This window comes from Mesorhizobium sp. B4-1-1 (genome assembly GCF_006439375.1).
Taxonomy (GTDB): domain Bacteria; phylum Pseudomonadota; class Alphaproteobacteria; order Rhizobiales; family Rhizobiaceae; genus Mesorhizobium.
In genome coordinates this window covers 339,063-358,649 of the sequence record NZ_VFTH01000003.1, presented here as the reverse complement: position 1 = coordinate 358,649, position 19,587 = coordinate 339,063, and the positions used below count along the sequence as shown (strand labels likewise).

Genomic DNA, 19,587 nt, shown 5'->3' with positions numbered 1-19,587 from the left:
CTGATGCGAATCCTGATGGTTGCCGCTCGCTGTTACCCCTTTATGGGCGGCACTGAAACTCACATCCAGGAAGTCGGACCCCGCTTGGTGGCGCGTGGCCATGCGGTCGACGTGCTCACTACCGATCCCTCCGGGGAGTTGCCAGTTGAGGAGGAGTTTGGCGGCATGCGTGTGCGGCGTGTCCCGGCCTGGCCAAGGGAACTGGACCTCTATGTGGCACCCGGCATTTATACCGCGATCCGGCGCGGGGCCTGGGATTTGCTTCACTTCCAGGGTTACAGCACTTTCGTGGTGCCGATCGGACTGCTCGCGGCTGTGCGCGGGCAACTGCCGTTCGTCCTGACCTTCCACAGCGGCGGGCATTCCTCCCGGCTGCGCAACGCCATACGCAGCACCCAGCATATGCTGCTCCGGCCGCTGGTAGCCCGGGCCGCGCGGCTGATCGGCGTCTCCGAATTCGAAGCCGACTTCTTCAGCCGGAGGATGGGCGTGCCGCGGGAGCGGTTTGTCGTCATCCCGAACGGCGCCGCGATGCCGGCTCCGAGCCCCGGCGTCAAGGTCGATCCTCACCTGATCGTCTCGGGTGGCAGGCTGGAGCGCTACAAGGGCCATCACCGGGCGATCGCAGCCTTGCCCGCCCTGATCCGCCGGGTACCGGATGTACGACTTCACATCGTCGGTACTGGCCCGTACGAGGGAGAATTGCGGCGCCTCGTCGCGACGCTCGGCCTCGAGAGGCGGGTCACAATCGCTGGTATCCGCGCCTCGGAGCGGCAGCAAATGGCAGATCTATTGGCGAGTGCCGCGCTGTTCGTGCTGTTCAGCGAATACGAAGCCCATCCGGTCGCCGTGATGGAAGCCCTGTCGCTGCGCCGTCCGGTCCTCGTCAGCGACACGTCCGGTCTGCGGGAGCTGGCTGCCAATGGCCTGTGCCGGGCGATTTCGTGCAACGCCGATGCGGGAGAGCTGGCCACCGCTATGGCCGAGGAACTGGAGGCCCATCGGGAGGTCCCGGATTTGGCGCTGCCCGACTGGGATGCCTGCGCGCAAGCGCTGAGTGACGTCTATTGTAACGTCCTGGGCAGCCGATCCACGGTCCGCTCGGCCCCCGGCGGCGTGACATCCTGGCCTCCCGCGACGAGGGTATGATGCTGATGACGCAGGCTGATTTCACCGCGAGAACCAGGATCAAACCACTCCAGGCTGGGATACGGCTCTTATCGGCCGTTATCGGTCCCGATATTCACGGCGGCAGCGCCGATGTCCCGCCGCAACGGGCCAAATACGGTTGGATCGCGATACTGTGCCTGACCGCCGCCACGGCTCTGCTCCTGGTCGTGGCCGGGCACGCAGCCGGGCGCCGGGGCTATGACGTGGCGCCCGCGCTCTTTTGGTCCGGTATGGTCCTCCTGATCGTTCCGACCAGCCTCCGCATCGCTTGGCCGACGACAGCCCGAGGTGAGCGCCTGTTCCTCCTGTTCCTGCTTGTCGAAGCTCTGTTCTATTGCAAGAAGGTCTATTCCCCGACGAGCTTCAGCGGTTACGACGAGTTCTTGCATTGGATCGCAGCCGACGATCTCATCACTGCTCGCCGGCTGTTTCTGCCCAACCCGCTTTTCCCGATCGGGCCAACGTATCCCGCCCTGGAAATCGTGACGACGGCGATCGTCGATCTGACGGGACTGCCCTTGTTAGTGGCGGGAACGCTCCTATTGGCCATCCTCAAGGGCACGTTCATCGGTGCCCTGTTTCTGTTCCTCGAAAGCATCGTCGGATCGCCGCGTATCGCGGCTATAGCCTGTCTGGCCTATATGGGCTGCTCAACCTTCTTCCTGTTCGACTCAAGTTTCTCCTACCAGAGTCTCGGCATCGTGCTGTGTGTGCTGGCTTTCGCGGTCGAAGCGGCGTCCAAGGATCTCGTCGGGAGACTGAGGCTCAAGTCGCTCGGGCTGATAGCCTTGCTGCTGGCAAGCCTCGCGGTCACACATCACGTCTCGGCCGCCTTCGCCGCCATCTATTTCGGAGCGCTGGCGGGTCTCGAAGCTTTGCGCCGTCACGATCCCATGCGGATTGAGGCCAGGATCGGCGTGGGTCTCACGGCGATCCTGGCCATAGCCCTGCCGCTCCTGTGGATGCAGTTCCGTGGCATCCCTCTCGCAGGCTATCTCGGCCCGGTGATCGGGGCCGGCTTCCACTCATTGCTTGGCATGATCCTTGGCACCGCCACCCCGGCGTCGGAACATCTTCAAGCGCCGGCCAAGGCCTTCTACCTGCAACTGACCACCTTGCTGGCGCTCCTGCTGCTGGCACTCGGACTGTCAACGGGATTCTTTCGGTCACTCGCCATCGCAGCGCTCGGTGGTGCGCGGCCGGGTTGGCTTCCGATCCGGGACATTCTCAAATGCCGCTGGCGTGACAGCCGCCTCCTGCTCCTCACCTTGCTGGCCTTCGGGCTCCCGATCTCTGTGGCCTTCCGACTGACCGTCACCGGATGGGAAATCGGCAACCGCATGGGAACGTTCGTGTTCATCGGCGTTGGGCTGGTCGTCGCAGTGAGCATCGTCCACTTCTGGCAGGGCCACGCGCCGCGCGGGTGGCGCCGCATCGCGCCCGCCGGTGCTCTGGCGGTCATCGTCCTGGGCGGCGTAGCGAGCTCCACGATCAATCCGATCGATGGGCGCTATAGAGTGGCGGCCGATCAGGAATCAATCGAGCCCATGGGGATCGAAACGGCACGCTGGGCCAAGGAATGGCTCGGTGCCGGCAACCGCTTCATCTCCGACCGCATCAACAGCATTCTGCTTGCCAGCTACGGCCGGCAGGACGTCAGGGTCAAAATCAGAGAAGGCATCGATTCCGCGAGCATATTCGAAGGCGAGACATTGGGGCCAGGGGAGTTTTGGGCTTTGGCGGGAAGCAACATCGATTTCCTGCTGGTCGACCGGCGCCTGAGCACGGCTCCGCCGGTGCTCGGCTTTTACTTTCAGCCGTGGCAACGGCGGCAGGGAACGCCGCTCTCGGGTGCAGCGCTCCTTAAGTTCAATGACGTCAAGGGCGTCACCCGCATCTACGACAACGGCTGGATCGTCATCTACGACGTGAGGGAATTGCATGAGAACCATTAGCAAGCGGGACCTTCTGGCCGCATACCTTTGGGCGGGGGCCGCGGTGGCGGCCGTTGCTTTCAGCGACAGCGCGCTCCTCCGAGTTGTCCTGGGCGCACCCGTGGTGTTCCTCGTCCCGGGTCACACGGTGTTGCGGGCCATTGGCGTCAGTACGACCTCCGCGTTGCAACACATCGTCTACGCGGTCGGAGCAAGCCTCGCCGTCGGCATCGTTGGGGGCTTTGCACTGAACGCCGCAGGCTTCCTGACGCCGCTCGGCTGGGCGCTGTGGTTTTGGACCGTGACGGCGGCCGCTGCACTGGTGGCCGCCGTCCGCCGCGACACTCCCGATCTGCCAGCTTGGCCGGCTCTGGCGCGGGTCCGGGTTTGGCAGGGAGCCGTGCTCATGCTGGCGGTGCTTGTGGCGACCGGGGCCTATGCGTTTGCCGTCAGAGATGAAGCGGCCCACCGGGAATTCAAATACACCGAGTTCTGGTTGTTGCCGTCAGCCGGTGGCGAGCGCGACCGGATCACGGTTGGCATCAGGAGCGCCGAGACCCAAACTCAGCGGTTCGACGTGGAAATCACCCTTGATGGGCAACCGTTCGCCGTTTTCCGGTCGGTCGCCGTCGCGCCGGGCGATACCTGGGCGCGAGAAATCCCGGTGCCCGCCGTAGCAATCCGCCAGAGGGCCGAAGCCCGGCTCTATCGACCGCAAGACAACCGGCTCTATCGCAGCGTTTCGACGCTAGTGCCGCGCTTCTGAAATGAAGGCCCGATCATGCGCATCCTGCTGCTATCGCAGTTCTATCCTCCGGTAATCGGGGGAGAGGAGCGGCACGTCCGCAATCTGGGCGCGGCGCTGGCGCGGCGGGGCCATCATGTCAGCGTCGGGACATTGTGGCATCCCAGATTGCCCGAAACTGAGCTGGACGGCGCGGTCCGCGTGCATCGCCTGCGCGGCACGCTCCAGCGTCTGTCGGGCCTTCACGCCGATCCCGAGCGCCGCCATGCGCCGCCCTTCCCGGATCCCGAACTGGTGCTTGCCCTGAAGCGGCTGGTGGCCCAGGAGCAGCCGGACATCGTTCACGCCCACAACTGGATTTACGCGTCCTTCCTGCCGCTCAAAGGTCGGAGTGGGGCACGCCTCGTGGTTACGTTCCATGACTACGGCCTTGTCTGCGCTAAGAAGAACTTCATGCACTTGGGCGCCCAGCTCTGCAGTGGCCCCGCGGCGGCCAAGTGCCTGCCTTGCGCCACCGGGCACTACGGAGCGGTGAAGGCAGCTGTGACCACCTTGGGTAATTGGGCGTCGAGCTTCGCCGCTCGGCGCGTGGTGGATCGCTTCATCGCGGTGAGCCACGCGGTGGCCCGTCACAACGGACTCACCCAAGGCCGCGCCCCTTATGACGTCATCCCCAACTTCGTGCCCGACGATGTCGAGGTGGTTGGCCCAGAAGACGCCTGCCTGCGGGAGCTCCCCGGGGATGGATTCATCCTGTTCGTCGGTGACTTGACGCGCCTCAAGGGCATTGACGTTCTCCTGCAAGCCTATGCCAGTCTGGAGCGGGCGCCACAACTGGTCCTGATCGGGCGCCGGGTCGCCGATACGCCAACCAAATTTCCGCCGAACGTTCGAGTCTTCAGCATGTGGCCGCATTCCGCCATCATGCATGCGTGGCGGCGCTCACTGTTCGGCGTGCTGCCGTCGGTGGGGCCAGAAGCCTGCGCGACAGTGATCATGGAAGCGATGGCATCCGGAAAGGCAGTTGTTGCAACCGACATCGGCGGCATGCCGGATATCGTCGATCATGGCGAAACAGGCCTTCTCGTGCCGAGCGGTGACGCGCGCGCCCTCGCCAGCGCAATGCAGACACTTCTCGAGGACCGCGCCTTGCTCGCCCGCCTGGAGGCGACAGGCCTTGCCAGGATCGAGCGCCTCAAGGCCGGAGTGGTCGTGACCCGGATCGAGCAGGTGTACCGGGACGTCCTGCGCCCAGCCCCCGGAAGGTCCGCGGTGCCGGCACAGCAAGGTTCGGGATAGCAATGACGTCGATAGACCACTCCTGGACGGCCATTGCTCGCGTGCGCCGAGAGCTTCGAAAGAGCGCCGCGTTCGTGATGAATTCCGGCGCCATGGCAACCGGAACGGTTGCAGCGGCCGGTCTCGGGTTTGTCTATTGGTGGCTTGCAGCGCGGCTGTTCCCGCCGGAGGTGATCGGCTACACATCTGCCCTCCTGTCCGTGATGGGGCTTATCGGCACGCTCGGCGAGGCAGGAATCGGGACCATGCTGGTGGGCGAGATCGTCCGGAATCCCGGCAAGGAACGCGGCCTGGTGGCCGCGGCAGCGTGCGTTGGGGTGACACTGGGGGTCGGGCTGGCCGTGTTGTTCGTCTTCGGGCATGCGTATTTCAGCAGCTCTACCGAGCTGATCGGCGGCTGGTTCGTGGGTGTTGTGTTCGTCCTCGGCTGCGGTCTGACCGTTTTCTCCATCTTGGTCGACCAGGCGTTCCTGGGCACCCTGCGCGCCACCAGCAGGATGATCCGGCAAGTGCTGTTCTGCACGTTGAAGCTGATGCTGATCGCCACCGCCGCGGTTGGCGGCTACACCTCCCATACCGCGCTTCTTCTGAGCTGGGTGGCCGGTCTTCTGGCGTCCATCATCGGCGTGGACCTGTTGACCCGGGGCGGTGCGCGTCGCCTCGTTGGGCCTCCCGATTTTCAACTGCTCCGTACGCTGCGGGGCAAGGTCTTCGACCACTACGTGCTCGACGTGGCCTTGCAGGCTCCCGGCATCATCATGCCCTACGTTGTGCTCGTTCTCCTGTCTCCGGCCATCAATGCCGCTTTCGTATCCCTCTGGATGCTGGTCACCATCGCCTCGTTGATTCCCGCGGCCATGGCCACAGTCCTGTTCCCCGTGGTGAGAGCGAGCCCGAAACAATCCAGACACGACATCCTTGTATCGGTTATGGCGTCATTGCTTTTCTCGCTGGTCTGCGCCGTTTTCATCTTCACCTATTCGCAGAGGATCCTCGCGGTCTTCAATCCGGCCTATGCTGAAATCGCCGGTTCGAGCCTGCGCTTCCTTGGCTTCAGCCTGCTGGGAACAGCGCTTAAATTTCATGCCTGTACGCTGGCGCGGTTGGGCGACAGGATGCGCAAGGCATCTCCCTGGTTCGCGCTTGGCGGATTGCTGGAGCTGGGCTTGGTGATAGCTGGAGCGAGGCTCGGTGGACTTGAAGGCTTGGTTCTGGGCTGGACGCTCGCCACCAGCATCGAGGGCGTGTGCGCGGCCTTGACTTTGGCCTTCGCAATAAAATCTGATTCTGCCGCCGGCCTCGTGCACGAAGAATCGCCCCCGTCGCCGCTCCAGACTTGAAAGACGGATCGCGTTGTGCGGACCCGCTTGAGATGCTCGAACGCGCAAGCCTGAGCGACGCGGTCGAAGCTTCAATTGCCGAAGTGATGTGATGACGTCGCCGGCGCGAAGGGCTGGGGTGCGCAAGCGGTTCGATGTGATGCTGAATGGCGTCAAATCGGTGCGCGCCGCGCTTGAGGATTCTATGCCACGCTGAATAACCAGCAGAGGGCGCAATTCGAGGCGATCCCTGAGCCAGCAAGGATCCCTGAGCCAGCAAGTGTGAGCGAGCAAGCGCGACCGGGAAACCAACATCCAGCGCTACCTCACCAAGGCGCCGCCAAGGCCGCCATGGAAGTCGCGATGAAATTCTCGGACGATTCCTCCGTCGCTCAGAAGTACGACGCAGCTTCGCAGCGGGGAAGCCGGTTTTCCGAAAGAGGCTAACGAACGGCGTTCAGGTCAAAGGCGCTATGCGAAGCGCTGGTCGCCGGCCTGTCAGGAAGAAACAGCACATCGGCAGATTCGGTGCCGGTTGTTCTGGCCTCAATCTCGGATTGGCTTGCCTTTCGGCGCCCGGTCCGGGTCAGCCAGTATGCCTCGTATCCGTTATCCGACAAGAGGCGCAGGACTACCAAAACCGACGCCCCGAACTTGTTCAATCCCTGGTCGGAAAGTTCGACGAACAGGGCCGGCCGGGCGAACCTCAGGATATCGATCATGCCCTGAAGCGTCAGCAGTTCAGCGCCCTGCACATCGATTTTCACGAGCCCCGGGCGCCGGTGTCCCTTGTCCGCGATCAGTCCATCGAGCGTCACGGCGGTTACCGGCACGCCGGTGCCGTTCCGGGAAAGCTTGTGGTCGGAAGGGTAAAGTGGGTTGATTTCGAGAAAGGCCGTGCCGGGCTCGGCGGCGGCGACCACCCTCAGCGCCTCGACGCGGCCAAGGAGACCCGCGCGCTCGAGCGCGGAAATCAGGCCGCTGTAATTCTGATCCTCCGGCTCGATGGCGATCACCTTTCCGCTGTCGCCGACCCATTCAGCAAAGCGGAGCGTGAAGAAGCCGACATTGGCGCCGACGTCGATGACCAGCGATCCGCCTGGCACGAATTCCCTGAGCTGATCGATCGGGCCTGCTTCAAAATGCCTTTTGTAGAGGGGATAAAACGCAAGATAGGCGCGGTGGAAAAGCGGAAGACGCTGCAGGCCGAGCTTGGCAGTCAGCACGTATAGCCTGATAGCCGAATCTCTTAGGAAAACTTTGAGCATTGAGGAACCATCCAATGACACCGATGCAGGATTTATTGTCAGTGGCTTGTCGAGGGGCCCGCTCGGAGGGGCGCCGCTCGGACGGCGGCATCACAACGATCTTCGTTCGTTTGCAGACCTTATCACTCGACCAAGGTCTGATCGCGGGAATTAAAGAGGTATCACCCCGAAGATCAGCATCGACACGCCGCCCCAAGACCACTTGGCTGGATAATGCCGCCACCGCCACAAGCCGGAGGTTTCCCAACTACGAACATCAGGAGCACTTCCTCGCATCGCCGGCTGGCGTGGCACAGCTCGGAAAGCCATTGCTTGGTCCCGGCGAACAGCTTCGCTGAGTACGCTTCCGAGCTGAGCCCGGTGACCAAAAAAAGTGGTCTGGCTCGCCCTCAATGAGGCATGTGGACGACATTCAACGGCGACCGACGGACGAAGGTCAAGCCCTTGCCCGGACCGAGCTACGTTTACGGCTTCCTCACGACGGCGCCGAACGAGCCGATTCATCCCAAGGTCATGCCGTGGTCACACCGGATGAGGAGCGCGACGTTTGGATGTGCCGTGCGACATGGGATGAGGCGTTGCAGTGGTCGGATAATGCGCGGCGGCGAGGACGAAGAGGGTAGGGCAGCAGTGTTAACCCGACTAATACTTCTACGACCTCGTGCCCCATGGTCGCATCGAGGCCCATCTGCCGCGCCGCAATATAGTCGAGGTATCCTCTCTTGGTCACGGTCGACTATCCGGCCCTCGTCGTTTCGCTTTAAGATTGGTGAGCGGCGGTGACCATTGCAACCGCATCCTGGTCAAGCCCTCGTTACGAGGGGGGCATATGAAAAGTATCTCGAAGTACATTTCTTTGATAACGCTCATGATCGTCTCGTGCGACACGAGCGGTGGAGGCGGTGGGTCGTCGCTGCCACCGCCAGCTGGGTACGCTGTCAGTCAGCTGATATTCGAGGACACCTTCACCGGGCACTCGCTCGATTCCACGAAGTGGATACCTGCGATCGCGGACCAGAACGGTATCTGGCGGCAGAGCGTGCCGTCGCCGTACTCCGCGATGAACGCTGGCGGATTCGACGCCGAGTACTTCGACCCGGCTCAGATCAGCACTGGTCCATCAGGCTTGAAGATCGTTGCGACGAGAAGCAACCGGTTCGCGGGGTACACGTGGAAGTCGGGCGCCATCTGCACGCACGGCAAGTTCACGTTTGCCGGTGGCTACGCCCAGATACGCATGAAGCAACCGGACGTCAGCACTGGCGGATGGCCAGGCTTCTGGCATCTCGAGGGCGGGGCCGAGATCGACACGCAGGAGGGCGGGTTCCTCAGCAGCTCCGTGTCGGCCAACGCAGTGCTGGCAAACGCTTTGTTGGCTGCCACCAACGAGCAGCGGTTCTTCGATGCTGGTGTGGACCTGTCGGCCGGCTATCACGTCTGGGGCATGGAGTACATTCCGGGCGTGTCAATCAAGTTCTATTTCGATGGTGTGCTCAAGCGAACCGTCACTAAGAACGTGCCGACCGGTGCCATGACCCTGCTCATTAGTCTGAGTATCGCCAACAGCAGCGCGTCTGGCTGGCACACGGCCTACGACAGTTCGACCCCGGCAACGCTCGTACTGGAGGTGACCGACGTTCAGGTCTACCACCTGAGCATGGACCGACAGCATTGAGGCGTGACGACACGAAGGTGAGCGTTACGCACCGCTCGACAGACCGGAGCAGGAACTAATGCATGTCGCGCAAAAGTGTGCAGCGGTTTTGCGATAACGACATGCATGAAAACAAAGGCTTAAAGCGTGTCGCCTGACTCCGCTTCAGCGCGACACGCTTTGAGCGGCGGGACGGGCCGGCGCAGCGGCTGCAAGCCGTCGGTGGGCGCCGGATCGGCGCCCCAGACGTGACGTAGTCCGCTCCTGGCGGGGCCTGCATCGACAGTCGCTCATGACCATGACCGCTCAGCGGCGCCTGAGAGCGGGTGGGGAAAAACAGCCGAAAGACCCCATCAGCCAACCTACCCGCCGTCCGAAGAGCCCTTAACGCAGCCCTCCTACAATCAACGCCAGGGAGCAATGTCCCCATTGGGCTCACGACAACGACGCGACCACCTCCAGCATCACCTCCGTCGCGCCGCCGGCGATGGATAGGACACGTGCATCCCGCGCTATGCGCTCGATCGGACTCTCTCGCATAACGCCCATAGCGCCGTGGAACTGTACGCATGCATACAACACCTCGTTGACAAGTTCGCCGCAGATGGCCTTCAACATCGAGATTTCGCGCAGGCAGTCGTCGTCCGCCGACATGCGCCAAGCGGTGGCATAGAGAAACTCACGGCTTGCCTCCACTTTCGCGGAGAGCATCGCAAGACGTTGTCGGATCGCCTGCATGTCCCACAGGACGCCCCCGAATGCGCGGCGAGTTTTTACCCAGGAGAGGGTCATATCGATCGCGGCTTCGGCCATCCCTATCGCCATGCCTGCGAGAACAAGGCGCTCATTCTGGAAGTTGCGCATTATGGAGTAGAAGCCCTGTCCCTCCGCGCCGAGTACGTTCTCGGCGGGGATGCGGCAACCGTCGAAGACGAGCTCCGCCGTATCGGAGGAGCGCCAGCCGAGCTTGTCCAGTTCGCGGGCGACACTGAAGCCTGGCGTCCCCTTTTCGACGAGGAACATCGTGATCCCGTGGCTTCCTGCCGAGGGATCAGTCTTGGCTGCGACGCAGTAGAGATCCGCGTGGACGCCATTCGTGATGTAGAGCTTCGTACCGTCGAGCACATAGGAGTCGCCATCTCGCAGCGCACGCGTGCGGATGGCCTTCACGTCCGAGCCCGCATCCGGCTCCGTTATGGCGACCGCGGTGATCACCTCGCCGCTGATAATGCCCGGCATCCAGCGCGCCCGCTGGGCTTTGGTGCCGTCGTGAAAGACATACAAGGAAGCCATGTCGGCATGGACCAGCATTGCATCGGCGACGCCGCCATAGGTCGAGCGCCCGAGCTCCTCGGCGAAGACCGTTGATGCGACCGCGTCCATCTCGGCACCACCGTACTCGGCAGGGTAGCGGATGCCGAAGAAGCCGAGCTCGCCCATGCGGCGCAGGATCGGACGAGGAATGAATCCGTTCTCTTCCCAGAGATCCGCACACGGCTTGATTTCCTCATCCACGAACCGGCGCACTTGGTCGCGCAAGAGCTCATATTCCGCCGCCACCCAAGGCAGTCCGGGTTCTCGTACCGATACCCAAGCTTTGTCCATCATCTTCATCCGCTCTGCATGCGTCCAATGCAAAGGCACCGCCTGGATTGGTGCCCAAGGTCGGAGGCATTCCGGCAAGCTAGAGTTCGACCTCCTCTCTCGGTCCCTCCGAGAGTGGGGAGCCTTTGGAATTTGCCATCCAACGCATTCCGTCGATCACTTCCGCCAGTTCAGCGAGCGTCGGGCGTTCAAAGAGGTTGCGAAGCTGCACGTCGACGCCGAAGATCTTCCGCATGCGCGACACCGCCCGCATCACCAGGAGCGACTCCCCGCCCAGGTCGAAGAAGTTGTCGCGACGGCCAATTGCCTCGACCTTAAGGAGATCGCACCACAGCGCGGCCAGCGTCTTCTCGGTCTCCGTCAACGGGGCGGCGAATTCTTGCGCAGGCTGGAAGTTTTCCGCCATTGGCTCGGGAAGCAACGAGCGGTCGATCTTGCCGTTGGACGTGAGCGGCATCCGTTCGAGGCAGACATAGTGCGTCGGAATCATGGATCCTAAGAGTTCTTCGGCGAGGTGCGCGCGCAGGTCCGCGACGGTCAGGGGTTTCGACGAGACATAGTAAGCCACAAGTCGCGCGATGCCGTCTTCGGCCGCTGGAGGTTCGACATCGCCCATTTGGACCACCGTTGATGTCGCTGGTGTCGTCGTCGAGTTGGCGATGGCGATGACAGCGCATTCCTGAACGTGTGGATGCTTGAGAAGCCGCGCTTCGATCTCGCCCAGCTCGACACGTGCGCCACCGATCTTCACCTGATGATCGGCGCGGCCGAGAAAGTCCAGGCGCCCTTCCGAGTTCCAGCGGGCGAGATCCCCCGTCTTGTACAGCCGCAGCTTCGAAAACCCATCTCGAGGATCGGAGACCGTAAGGAAACGCTCGTCTGTCAGGTCAAGGCGATTGAAATAGCCTCTCGCGAGACCGTCGCCGGCAATGAACATCTCACCGATGGTGCCCGAGGCGGTGGGCTGATGTGCCTTGTCGAGGACGTAGATCCCCGCATTGGCGGCCGGAACGCCGATCGGCACCGATGCGGATTGATCCCTGTCGATGTCGAAACGGTGAATCATGCAGCCAACCGTGGCTTCGGTTGGTCCGTACTCGTTGTAGATTTCGATGGGGTGGGGGATGGCGTTCGTGATATCGCGAGCCAATTCAGTTTTGAAGTCCTCGCCGCCCACGATGAACTTGCGCAGCCTTGTGGTCTCGAGATTGCGGTCGCGGATCATCGCGAGATGCGCCGGCGTCAGCTTCATGATATCGACGGCATTGTCGTCGATGACCTTGAGCACGACCATGCTCTGGACTCCGGGATCACCGAGATAGACCACGATGCGGCCGCCGGTGACGAGTGGCGTAAAGAGCGTGGTAACGGTCAGGTCGAAGGCGAGGGATGAGAAAAGGGGCCATGCGTCACCTTCGCTGGAACCGTACACCCGAGCGGCCCACCAGATGTAGTTCACCAGGCTCCGGTGCTCGATCACGACGCCCTTGGGCGTGCCGGTCGAGCCGGAGGTGAAGATGATATAGGCGGCGCTGTCCGGAGTGGCAGCGGATCGGGCCGAGTCCGGCTGATTCAAAATCGGCCCGAAATCGGCGTTGAGCACGAAAATGTCTGCAAGGCTCGGGGAAATGACGGATTGAAGGCGCGCCTGTGTGATCGCCACCGGCGCCCGCCCGTCCGTCCCGTTGGCAATGTCCTTCAGGATCGTTGCGAGACGCCCCTTGGGCGTTGCCGCATCCAACGGCACATAGGCCGCGCCGGACTTCAGGACCCCCAGGATCGCGACGACGACCTCAATGGAATGCTCCATGAACACAACGACAATCCGGCCCGGCCCAGCGCCGGTCGAGCTCAGATGCGTGGCCATCTGGTTGGAGCGTTCGTCGAGCTGCCGGTACGTCAGCATTGCGTCACCGAAACGGATCGCTTCGGCGTTGGGACTACGCCTCGCCTGATCGCGGAAGAGATCGATAATCGTCCTGTCCGACGGGTAGGGCGCTGCCGTGGCGTTGTACTCGACAACCAGCAACCGATGATCGGCATCTCTCAGCAGGGGGCGCGCAACGCCCTGCGCCGCGATAGGTAGGACTTCATTCATGAGATACGCTCTCCATTGCAGAAATCAAAAATCAATCACGTCAATCGCTCAGCCTTCGAGTTGCCTGGCGATAGAGCTCTGCGATGGCAGGTGCGTCCGGCTCCTCCAGCATACGGCTATCGTTGCAGTCCTCGGGCCCGTAATAAAACTCGGCTTGGGGCATCACTCGAAGCCATTGGCGCGGCGCCGCACCCGATCGCATCCAAGCCTTGTTCGGAAGGAATATGCATACTCGACCCGAATACGGGGTGGGGATGTACCGCCGCAAAGCCGTGATCGCCGTGGATTTGAGTCGGGCTCTGCTCGCCAGCACCGGATCTGCCGTGACAGGCTCTTTGCTTTTGCGAACGGGGGTCACGAGGGCGCCGACGCGCCCGCCAAGGTTCCCGAGACGCCTGCCGAAATACCGGAGACGAGCGCCGAATGTCGGCAGCTTTGCTATCTCTCGCAGAAATGAATCGGCGGTGCGACTGGCAAAGAAATATAGCTGACGCGGCAATTCCTTAAAGATGATGGGGTGTAGGGGGCCAAAGAGCGCCATGCACGGGACCTCCGCTCCGCGTTGACGCAGGATTTTCGCCAGCTCGAGAGCGGTTGCAGCGCCGGAGCAGTAACCGGCGATGATGTACGGACCGGTGGGCTGATATGCGACGATCTGGCGGGCGAAATACTCCGCGATATCTTCGACGCGTTCCATCGGTTCGCTCTGCCCATCGAAGCCAGACGGTTGGAGTGCGTAGAACGGCTGATCGCCACCCAGGTGCTTCGATAGGTCCGAGAATGAGAAGGGCGCCCCGATATGCCCGGGCACGGCATAAATGGGCGTGCGTGTTCCGCGAGACTGCAGGGGAATGATTGCTGGCTGTTGCCGGGCTGCAGCCGTGGCCATGTTCAGAAACGCGATGATTTCGCCCTTCCGGTTACGCAACTGGTCGGAAGACTCGGCAGTCAGTGCGCCAACTGGGGCGTTGCAGCGCAGCCGGTCGCCCTCTGCCCAGACCTTGATGTCCTTGACCGCGAGGTCTGCGAGAAGCTCCGGGATCTGCATTAAGTCCGCCGACATAGGGCCTCTCGAGTTGGTTGACCTCCTCGCTTATCCGCAGTGCATCGTAAGTGAATGATGGCATCGCCGACATTTCAATTCCGGACTACCACTCAATTCCGGACTGCCACGGTCCCGATGTACCCGGGTTTCGGTACGAACCTATGGACAGCCCAATCCCTTTCCTCCCAAGAAAGGGGCTGTCCTAAACCGCATCCCAAGGCCTTGGAGATAGCCTCCAGCCGGGTCCAGCGCCGGAGGAAGCCTTCCAGCCGGTCTTGCGGAGCAAGGGCGGTGTAGGCCCCGTATTCGGAGGCGGAAAAGCAGAGCGCTGCGATCTTGTCCGCTTCGGGCACTGGGAGAACTGCCTCGATGTCCACCCCGACCTCCTCCCTGGTCGAGAGGGCGACGACCGCGACATCTCCGGATCGTGAGACGCTGAAGCGCAAATCGCGGGCAGGCATGCGGGGCGAGAGGTGGGGTTTGCCCAAGCGTCCATATTCCAGTTCGATGTCGGACGGCGAGATTCCCAGTTTGGAGGCGAGGAGCCGGCGCAGCAGCCCACGGGTAGCTTCAAAGCGGCGGCGGTCCCGCTCCAGTCTGAACCCCTCGGCGCGCCGACGTTCCTCTTTGTTGAGGCAAACGCCTATCTCGCGGATGACGTTCTGCTCAGCATCGAGCATGAATGCCAGGACCTCCAAACCATCTTTGTCGAGAACCGGCATTATGATCCCGGGTCTCAGCCCGACTTTATCCAAAGGGTTTGAGGGGGGCGGTTCCGGTTCCACAGGAGCGCCAGAAAATTGGATGAACTCAAGCACAGGGCAGCAGTCAGAAGCCATACGTGCGTCCCGGTCGCTGGGAAAGCTCATGCGCATAAGAACGGCAGCGCCGTTCATGCGCATTCCAATGAAACAATCACGTAAGGGCGAAAGCAAGGAGCGGCAGGTGGATATTTTGATGTATGGATGGGGCTATAAAGCCCCTGGAAATGCTGCCGCTGCGAGGGGTTGCCGGAGGCAAAACGGCCAATTTTATCTTGACACCAATCTTGGCAATGAACTCGCGCCCCCTGATCTCCTCCTGTTCTGACGAGTAGGCTGTTGGCCAAATTACTTGGATGCGGAATTGCGCCGGATCAAAGCAGTCTCCGCGCTTCGCTTGCGATGCCACCGTCAGTTAAGATCCAATTCGGATTACCTCTTCTGACTTATCGATCGGCTATGGTGGCTACGTTGCGACTTGGAATCTATGGCTCCAGCGGTAGGAGTCGAACCTACAAGCCTTTCGGCGTCGCATCAACAGTGCGGTGCGTCTACCCAATTCCGCCACGCTGAAACATAGATTAGACAAATCCAACCCCTCCTTTGTCTCGCCTGCCGAACCTGCTGGTCCAAGAGCCTGCCTCAAAAACTTGATACAGAGTGGCAGCTCCTATTTTGCCTCGATACTTCAAGCCGCGGCCTGTCTCATGTGAGTGGCAATGGTCCCTAGCACCCGCTTGGCACCGCGCAGCTTTGCCTCGATGCGGCGCTCTGGACTGTCTCTGCCTATTGCGATCCACGTCAAAGGATGCTCGGCATTGGCCAGGTGTGACTTGTGCCCGGCGGCGCCTGCCAGAAAATCGTAGCCGCGCTCCCCGCGTCCGAAGCTGTCCTCAATAGCCAGCACATGGCTGACAAGCCCGGGTTTGAGCCGGCCGTCGCGCTCAAACAGAAAGCCGCTTTGATAGTTGAGAACACGGCCGTCATGCACGAAATTGTACAAGACACCAATTGTCTGGTCCCCAGCCAGCGTCCGTGAGATGCGGACGGTCCCCGCGGGAACTCCGCGCGCAATGAGGTCCTCGTGAAACCGGCGGAAGCTCGGATTGGCAAAGGATCCCTTATGTCTCCACCGCGCCTGATGAAGCTCGGCGAGCAAATCAAACGCGGCGAGCGCCTCCGATGTCGCTTCCAGCGTCCGGAACTCAATGGGGCCGCGTTCCGCATATAACCGCATGGCACGGCTTACCGCTTGGCGAGTATTGCGGCCCAGTGTGGCGCGGTAATTTCCGTCTTTCTGCCGGACTTTGGCGAAATCAATCCACCGTGCCGTATCTTCCGCTTTGACCTCGGTAAGGAACCCAGCCCGATCCGCGGTGCGACAAGCGGCCAAGTCGAGGTCCGGATCAATTCCGGAGAGCACCAGCTGGTCAGAGTAGCGCAAGTGATGTGCCAAGGCCTCGAGGCATGCCACCCTGGTGGCATCGGCCAAGGATCGATCCGCAAGAATATTGTTGTACTCGATGAACAATCGATCGAAATGAACGTCTCCGGTTTCATTGAGCAGCCAACGCGCTCGCGCATGCGGCCCGAAACTCCACGCCCTCCGCCGGCAAATAATCGCTAGGCCAACGATCTTGTTTGACGTCCGAGCGACTAAAACGTGGGGTTGCGCCCCCGCCGGGAGATGCCGCAGCCAAGTTCCGATCCAAAGCCAGGACAGATAGAATGAGTGAGTTGCTCGCGCTTCGAGCTCCTTCCAATCGGTCTCAAGTTTCGCGATGTTCTGCAAGATCTCCACGCTAACGTCGATGACCGTATCCTGAGGCATGGCAGGTTCGTCTGAAGCAACACGATAGCGCTTCGCTTCGATAACCGAGATGTCGCCAGATCCTGACATGCCCCCATCTTTCAAATACTTTGCCAATAGGATAGTTTCAGGCTGAAATATTGAAGTAAGGCCAAAAAACAAACGACTAAGGCCGTCGCTAGAGAGGCAGCTTCGGTCTTCGACGCCGTGCCATATTGGCTAAATACTTCGCCAACGCCACGTTATGGTTCCAGCGGGACACGCCCTGGATTACTAGCGTTCCGGCCGCCGAAGGCGAATTGCCATGTCCAGGGCAAAGTCCTTTGCCAGGCATCAATTCGGACTAATCACCTGATCCGCCAGCACGCGGCCAGGCCCTACGTCATTGAGAGTGCTCGCGGCCGGCAAGCTGTCGCCGGTCGGCGACGAGGTTGGGACCGGCGAACCGGCTGGCTCTCCTGGCTGGCTTTCGCCCACGATGATGTTGACGAGGTCACCTGGCCGCAACAGGGTCATCCCGGCGGACTCGATGCTGACCGGCCCGGCTGTCGATTGCCGCACGATTTGATAGGTCACCCTGTTCGCGTTCGTCGCGAACTGGGCCGCAAACTGGGCGCGGGTCACCGGCAACGTGTACAGGATGCCTTCGCTGGCGTTCAAATCGCGTACATTGGCCGCGATCTGGCTCTCCGTCGCCTCAAGCTCGACTTCCAGATCGTTCCTGAGGTCGGCACGGGTTTGCAACACCTCAGCCTCCAGCGAAGCGACGCGCTGCTTGGCGCTCGCGTACTGGTTGCGGGCGTCCCGCCGACGCTGTTCCGCGTCGGACAACTCGCTCTGGGCCTGGTCCATCATCGTCACGTTGAGAACTTTGCGGTCCACGAGCGTGCGCATACTGTTGACGCGCTCCTGGCGCAGCTTGACGAGTTCGTCGAGCGATTCCATGTGTCCATACGCGACGACATCCTGCTTGGCCGCCTCCAGCGCGTTCAGGGTCGCGCGTTCGCGATACTTGCGGGCCATGGCGAGGGCACTACGACGGTCGCTCTGCTCATTGACGAGGTTGGCGGCTTCGGCCGCGCCGGCCAATTCCAGCAACTGGGACGGGATCTTGGGCGCCGTACCGTCACGCTCGGCCTCCAGGACCGCCCCGCGCGCGAGCAGTTTCACCATGGCATCGATCGCCCCGCTCCGCTTCTGGGTTTCACGCACGGCTTCGATCTTCTGCCACGGCTCGCTCTGGCCCTGGTTCAGTCCGCCGGCCAGCGCGATGGCGTGTAGGATCGTCATGCCGGGCGCGTACTTGAACGAGCCTGGATTCTTGACCGGCCCCAGCACGTAAATAGGCGAGCGCTCCAGCGACAGGATGTTGACCAGCCCCTTGCGGCCCAGCAGTAGTTTGAAGGTTTCCACCAGGTTGTCCTGTACTTGCTGCGCCGACCGGTCGGCGACCGGAATGGCGCCAAGCAAGGGCACGGAAATCGTGCCGTCCTCCTGGACAGTATATTCGCCGCTCAGTTCCGGACGCTGCACGATGCCGCTCAGGGCCGAGGCCGAGGACGCGGCCCCCCACTTGTCCTCCTCGACGTCGACTCGCTCGTAGAACGCGAGCTTGAGGCGGTCGCCGACGCCGAACTGGCTACCGGTTGGCACGCCTGGCGCAATGCCGAGCGTTCTGGAGCGCTCGGAATTGGTGGCGACAGCAGGGGCGGCGCTCCTTTCGATCGACGCCGCGGGAGGCGAAGCCGGTCCCATGTTGAGAATTTTGGAGCCCTCAGCACGAGAGATGGTAGGCATGGCACTCGGTTCGGTGAAAGCGGCGGCCAACGCCTCCGTTCCAGGCACGATCGCGCGGGACGGTTCGGCCATGGTTTGAGCCGGTTGATCTTGCCAGTTGTCGATGGCAGCAGAGACCTTCTGCGCCAGGGTTCCGGAGACCTCCTGGACCCTCTGCGCCAGGGCTCCGGAGACCTCTTCGGTCCTCTGCGTCAGGGCTCCGGAAACCTCCTGGACCCTCTGCGCCAGGGCTCCGGAGACCTCTTCGGTCCTCTGCGCCAGGGTTCCGGAGACGTCCTGGACCCTCTGCGCCAGGGCTCCGGAGACCTCCTCGGTCCTCTGCGCCAGGGTTCCGGAAACCTCCTCGACCCTCCGTGCCAAGGCTCCGGAGACGTCCTCGACCTTCTGCATTGCGGGTCCGGAGGCATTCTCGATGGCCTCCCAGTTTCTGATCGCGCCCGCTCCCAGGACGGCGACGCTGGAGAGCCCCATGACAAGCAGGACGCCCTTCATGCCGCTCCGGGCCAAATGGGACGAGGAAGCGACGGGTTCGGAGACGGGTTCCGAATTGTATTTTGTCTCTATTGCCATGGCGCGTGACCTTCACTTTTTCAGTGGTGACCATCCCGTCTCGAACTGGTCGAGCCGAGCAAGGCTCCGCCCTATCGTGACCCTTCACCCCCAACGGCACAACTATCCTTTGTGGGCACTCCTTCCGGATAAACACCGCCTGCGCGGACTCGTTCAATGAGCAGATTACTGCGCCGCAGAAGAACCTCTTTGACGGCAAACGAAACAAGGCGATGGCGAACGGCCGGGATTGGTCAGCCGACGAAGCGTCTCGAACCGCCTGCGGCCCAACATGCATCCGCAGGCCGGCTGGGCATCTCCCGATTTCATCGTCTAAAATTTGGAGAACGAGGAGATCACCCATCTACGCCTCCTGGCCGCAAACCCGATCGAGGTTTGAGAATCCGGATCGTCCTCGACGATGCTGCCCTACGCCTAAAGAGGGTATTTGGGCGCCTAAAGAGGGTATCTTGGCATGGGATTTCGTGGCGTAAGGTAATTTAAGCTAAGGAAATTAGGGCGGTTGGCGCGTT

Annotated in this window: 15 protein-coding genes and 1 tRNA gene; 8 read left to right on the top strand and 8 right to left on the bottom strand. The window is 61.8% G+C overall.

The annotated features are described in order from the left end of the window. Positions 1–3 precede the first annotated feature (3 nt). Genes FJW10_RS06415 through FJW10_RS06395 form a run of 5 tightly spaced genes read left to right on the top strand, consistent with a single transcriptional unit; the run spans position 4 to position 6,488 of the window. Complete coding sequence (locus tag FJW10_RS06415) at positions 4–1,149, top strand: glycosyltransferase family 4 protein (protein ID WP_140899224.1); 1,146 nt, start codon at positions 4–6, stop codon at positions 1,147–1,149. Further along, positions 1,149–3,125 carry a hypothetical protein gene (locus tag FJW10_RS06410; RefSeq protein ID WP_140834952.1) on the top strand — a complete coding sequence of 659 codons (1,977 nt, stop codon included), beginning with the start codon at positions 1,149–1,151 and terminating at the stop codon, positions 3,123–3,125. The genes FJW10_RS06415 and FJW10_RS06410 overlap by 1 nt, the downstream gene beginning before the upstream one ends. Next, on the top strand, positions 3,112–3,870 hold the full coding sequence (locus FJW10_RS06405; RefSeq protein WP_140899222.1) for a DUF1616 domain-containing protein: 759 nt from the start codon (positions 3,112–3,114) through the stop codon (positions 3,868–3,870). Before FJW10_RS06410 ends, FJW10_RS06405 begins: the two co-directional genes overlap by 14 nt. Positions 3,871–3,885: 15 nt before the next feature. Continuing rightward, positions 3,886–5,148 (top strand): glycosyltransferase family 4 protein, encoded by a 1,263-nt coding sequence (locus FJW10_RS06400; RefSeq protein ID WP_140899220.1) that lies wholly within the window; start codon positions 3,886–3,888, stop codon positions 5,146–5,148. Between the two features lie 2 nt (positions 5,149–5,150). Further along, complete coding sequence (locus FJW10_RS06395) at positions 5,151–6,488, top strand: oligosaccharide flippase family protein (RefSeq protein WP_140899218.1); 1,338 nt, start codon at positions 5,151–5,153, stop codon at positions 6,486–6,488. A gap of 422 nt (positions 6,489–6,910) precedes the next feature. Here the strand turns inward: FJW10_RS06395 and FJW10_RS06390 are convergent, their stop codons facing one another. After that, a complete protein-coding gene (locus FJW10_RS06390) occupies positions 6,911–7,735 on the bottom strand; it encodes an FkbM family methyltransferase (protein ID WP_140899216.1) in 825 nt (274 codons plus the stop codon). Between the two features lie 14 nt (positions 7,736–7,749). Here FJW10_RS06390 and FJW10_RS31030 point away from each other — a divergent pair, with 14 nt between their 5' ends. Continuing rightward, positions 7,750–8,073 (top strand): hypothetical protein, encoded by a 324-nt coding sequence (locus FJW10_RS31030; protein WP_140899214.1) that lies wholly within the window; start codon positions 7,750–7,752, stop codon positions 8,071–8,073. 491 nt (positions 8,074–8,564) lie between these two features. Next, complete coding sequence (locus FJW10_RS06380; RefSeq protein ID WP_140899212.1) at positions 8,565–9,410, top strand: glycoside hydrolase family 16 protein; 846 nt, start codon at positions 8,565–8,567, stop codon at positions 9,408–9,410. 414 nt (positions 9,411–9,824) lie between these two features. On the opposite strand, the gene FJW10_RS06375 is transcribed toward FJW10_RS06380, so the two are convergent. The 4 genes from FJW10_RS06375 to FJW10_RS06360 all read right to left on the bottom strand — a co-directional run bounded on the left by FJW10_RS06375 (position 9,825) and on the right by FJW10_RS06360 (position 14,859). Beyond that, positions 9,825–11,003, bottom strand: a complete 1,179-nt coding sequence (locus FJW10_RS06375; protein ID WP_140899210.1) for an acyl-CoA dehydrogenase family protein — start codon at positions 11,001–11,003, stop codon at positions 9,825–9,827. A 70-nt stretch (positions 11,004–11,073) separates the two neighbouring features. After that, a complete protein-coding gene (locus FJW10_RS06370; protein WP_140899209.1) occupies positions 11,074–13,092 on the bottom strand; it encodes a non-ribosomal peptide synthetase in 2,019 nt (672 codons plus the stop codon). Positions 13,093–13,132: 40 nt separating this feature from the next. After that, positions 13,133–14,140, bottom strand: a complete 1,008-nt coding sequence (locus FJW10_RS06365; protein ID WP_246674131.1) for a thioesterase domain-containing protein — start codon at positions 14,138–14,140, stop codon at positions 13,133–13,135. A 107-nt stretch (positions 14,141–14,247) separates the two neighbouring features. Further along, positions 14,248–14,859, bottom strand: coding sequence for a 4'-phosphopantetheinyl transferase superfamily protein (locus FJW10_RS06360; protein WP_246674130.1), 612 nt, complete (start codon positions 14,857–14,859; stop codon positions 14,248–14,250). A gap of 145 nt (positions 14,860–15,004) precedes the next feature. Here FJW10_RS06360 and FJW10_RS30350 point away from each other — a divergent pair, with 145 nt between their 5' ends. Next, positions 15,005–15,226, top strand: coding sequence for a hypothetical protein (locus tag FJW10_RS30350; protein WP_181177442.1), 222 nt, complete (start codon positions 15,005–15,007; stop codon positions 15,224–15,226). Positions 15,227–15,386: 160 nt separating this feature from the next. On the opposite strand, the gene FJW10_RS06355 is transcribed toward FJW10_RS30350, so the two are convergent. From FJW10_RS06355 to FJW10_RS06345, 3 genes are all read right to left on the bottom strand, one after another. Next, positions 15,387–15,472, bottom strand: a tRNA-Asn gene (locus tag FJW10_RS06355). Between the two features lie 114 nt (positions 15,473–15,586). Continuing rightward, complete coding sequence (locus FJW10_RS06350) at positions 15,587–16,798, bottom strand: GNAT family N-acetyltransferase (protein ID WP_140899204.1); 1,212 nt, start codon at positions 16,796–16,798, stop codon at positions 15,587–15,589. A 243-nt stretch (positions 16,799–17,041) separates the two neighbouring features. Next, entirely contained in the window at positions 17,042–18,997 is a 1,956-nt protein-coding gene (locus tag FJW10_RS06345; protein WP_181177431.1) for a polysaccharide biosynthesis/export family protein, read from the bottom strand. Between the last annotated feature and the right edge of the window lie 590 nt (positions 18,998–19,587).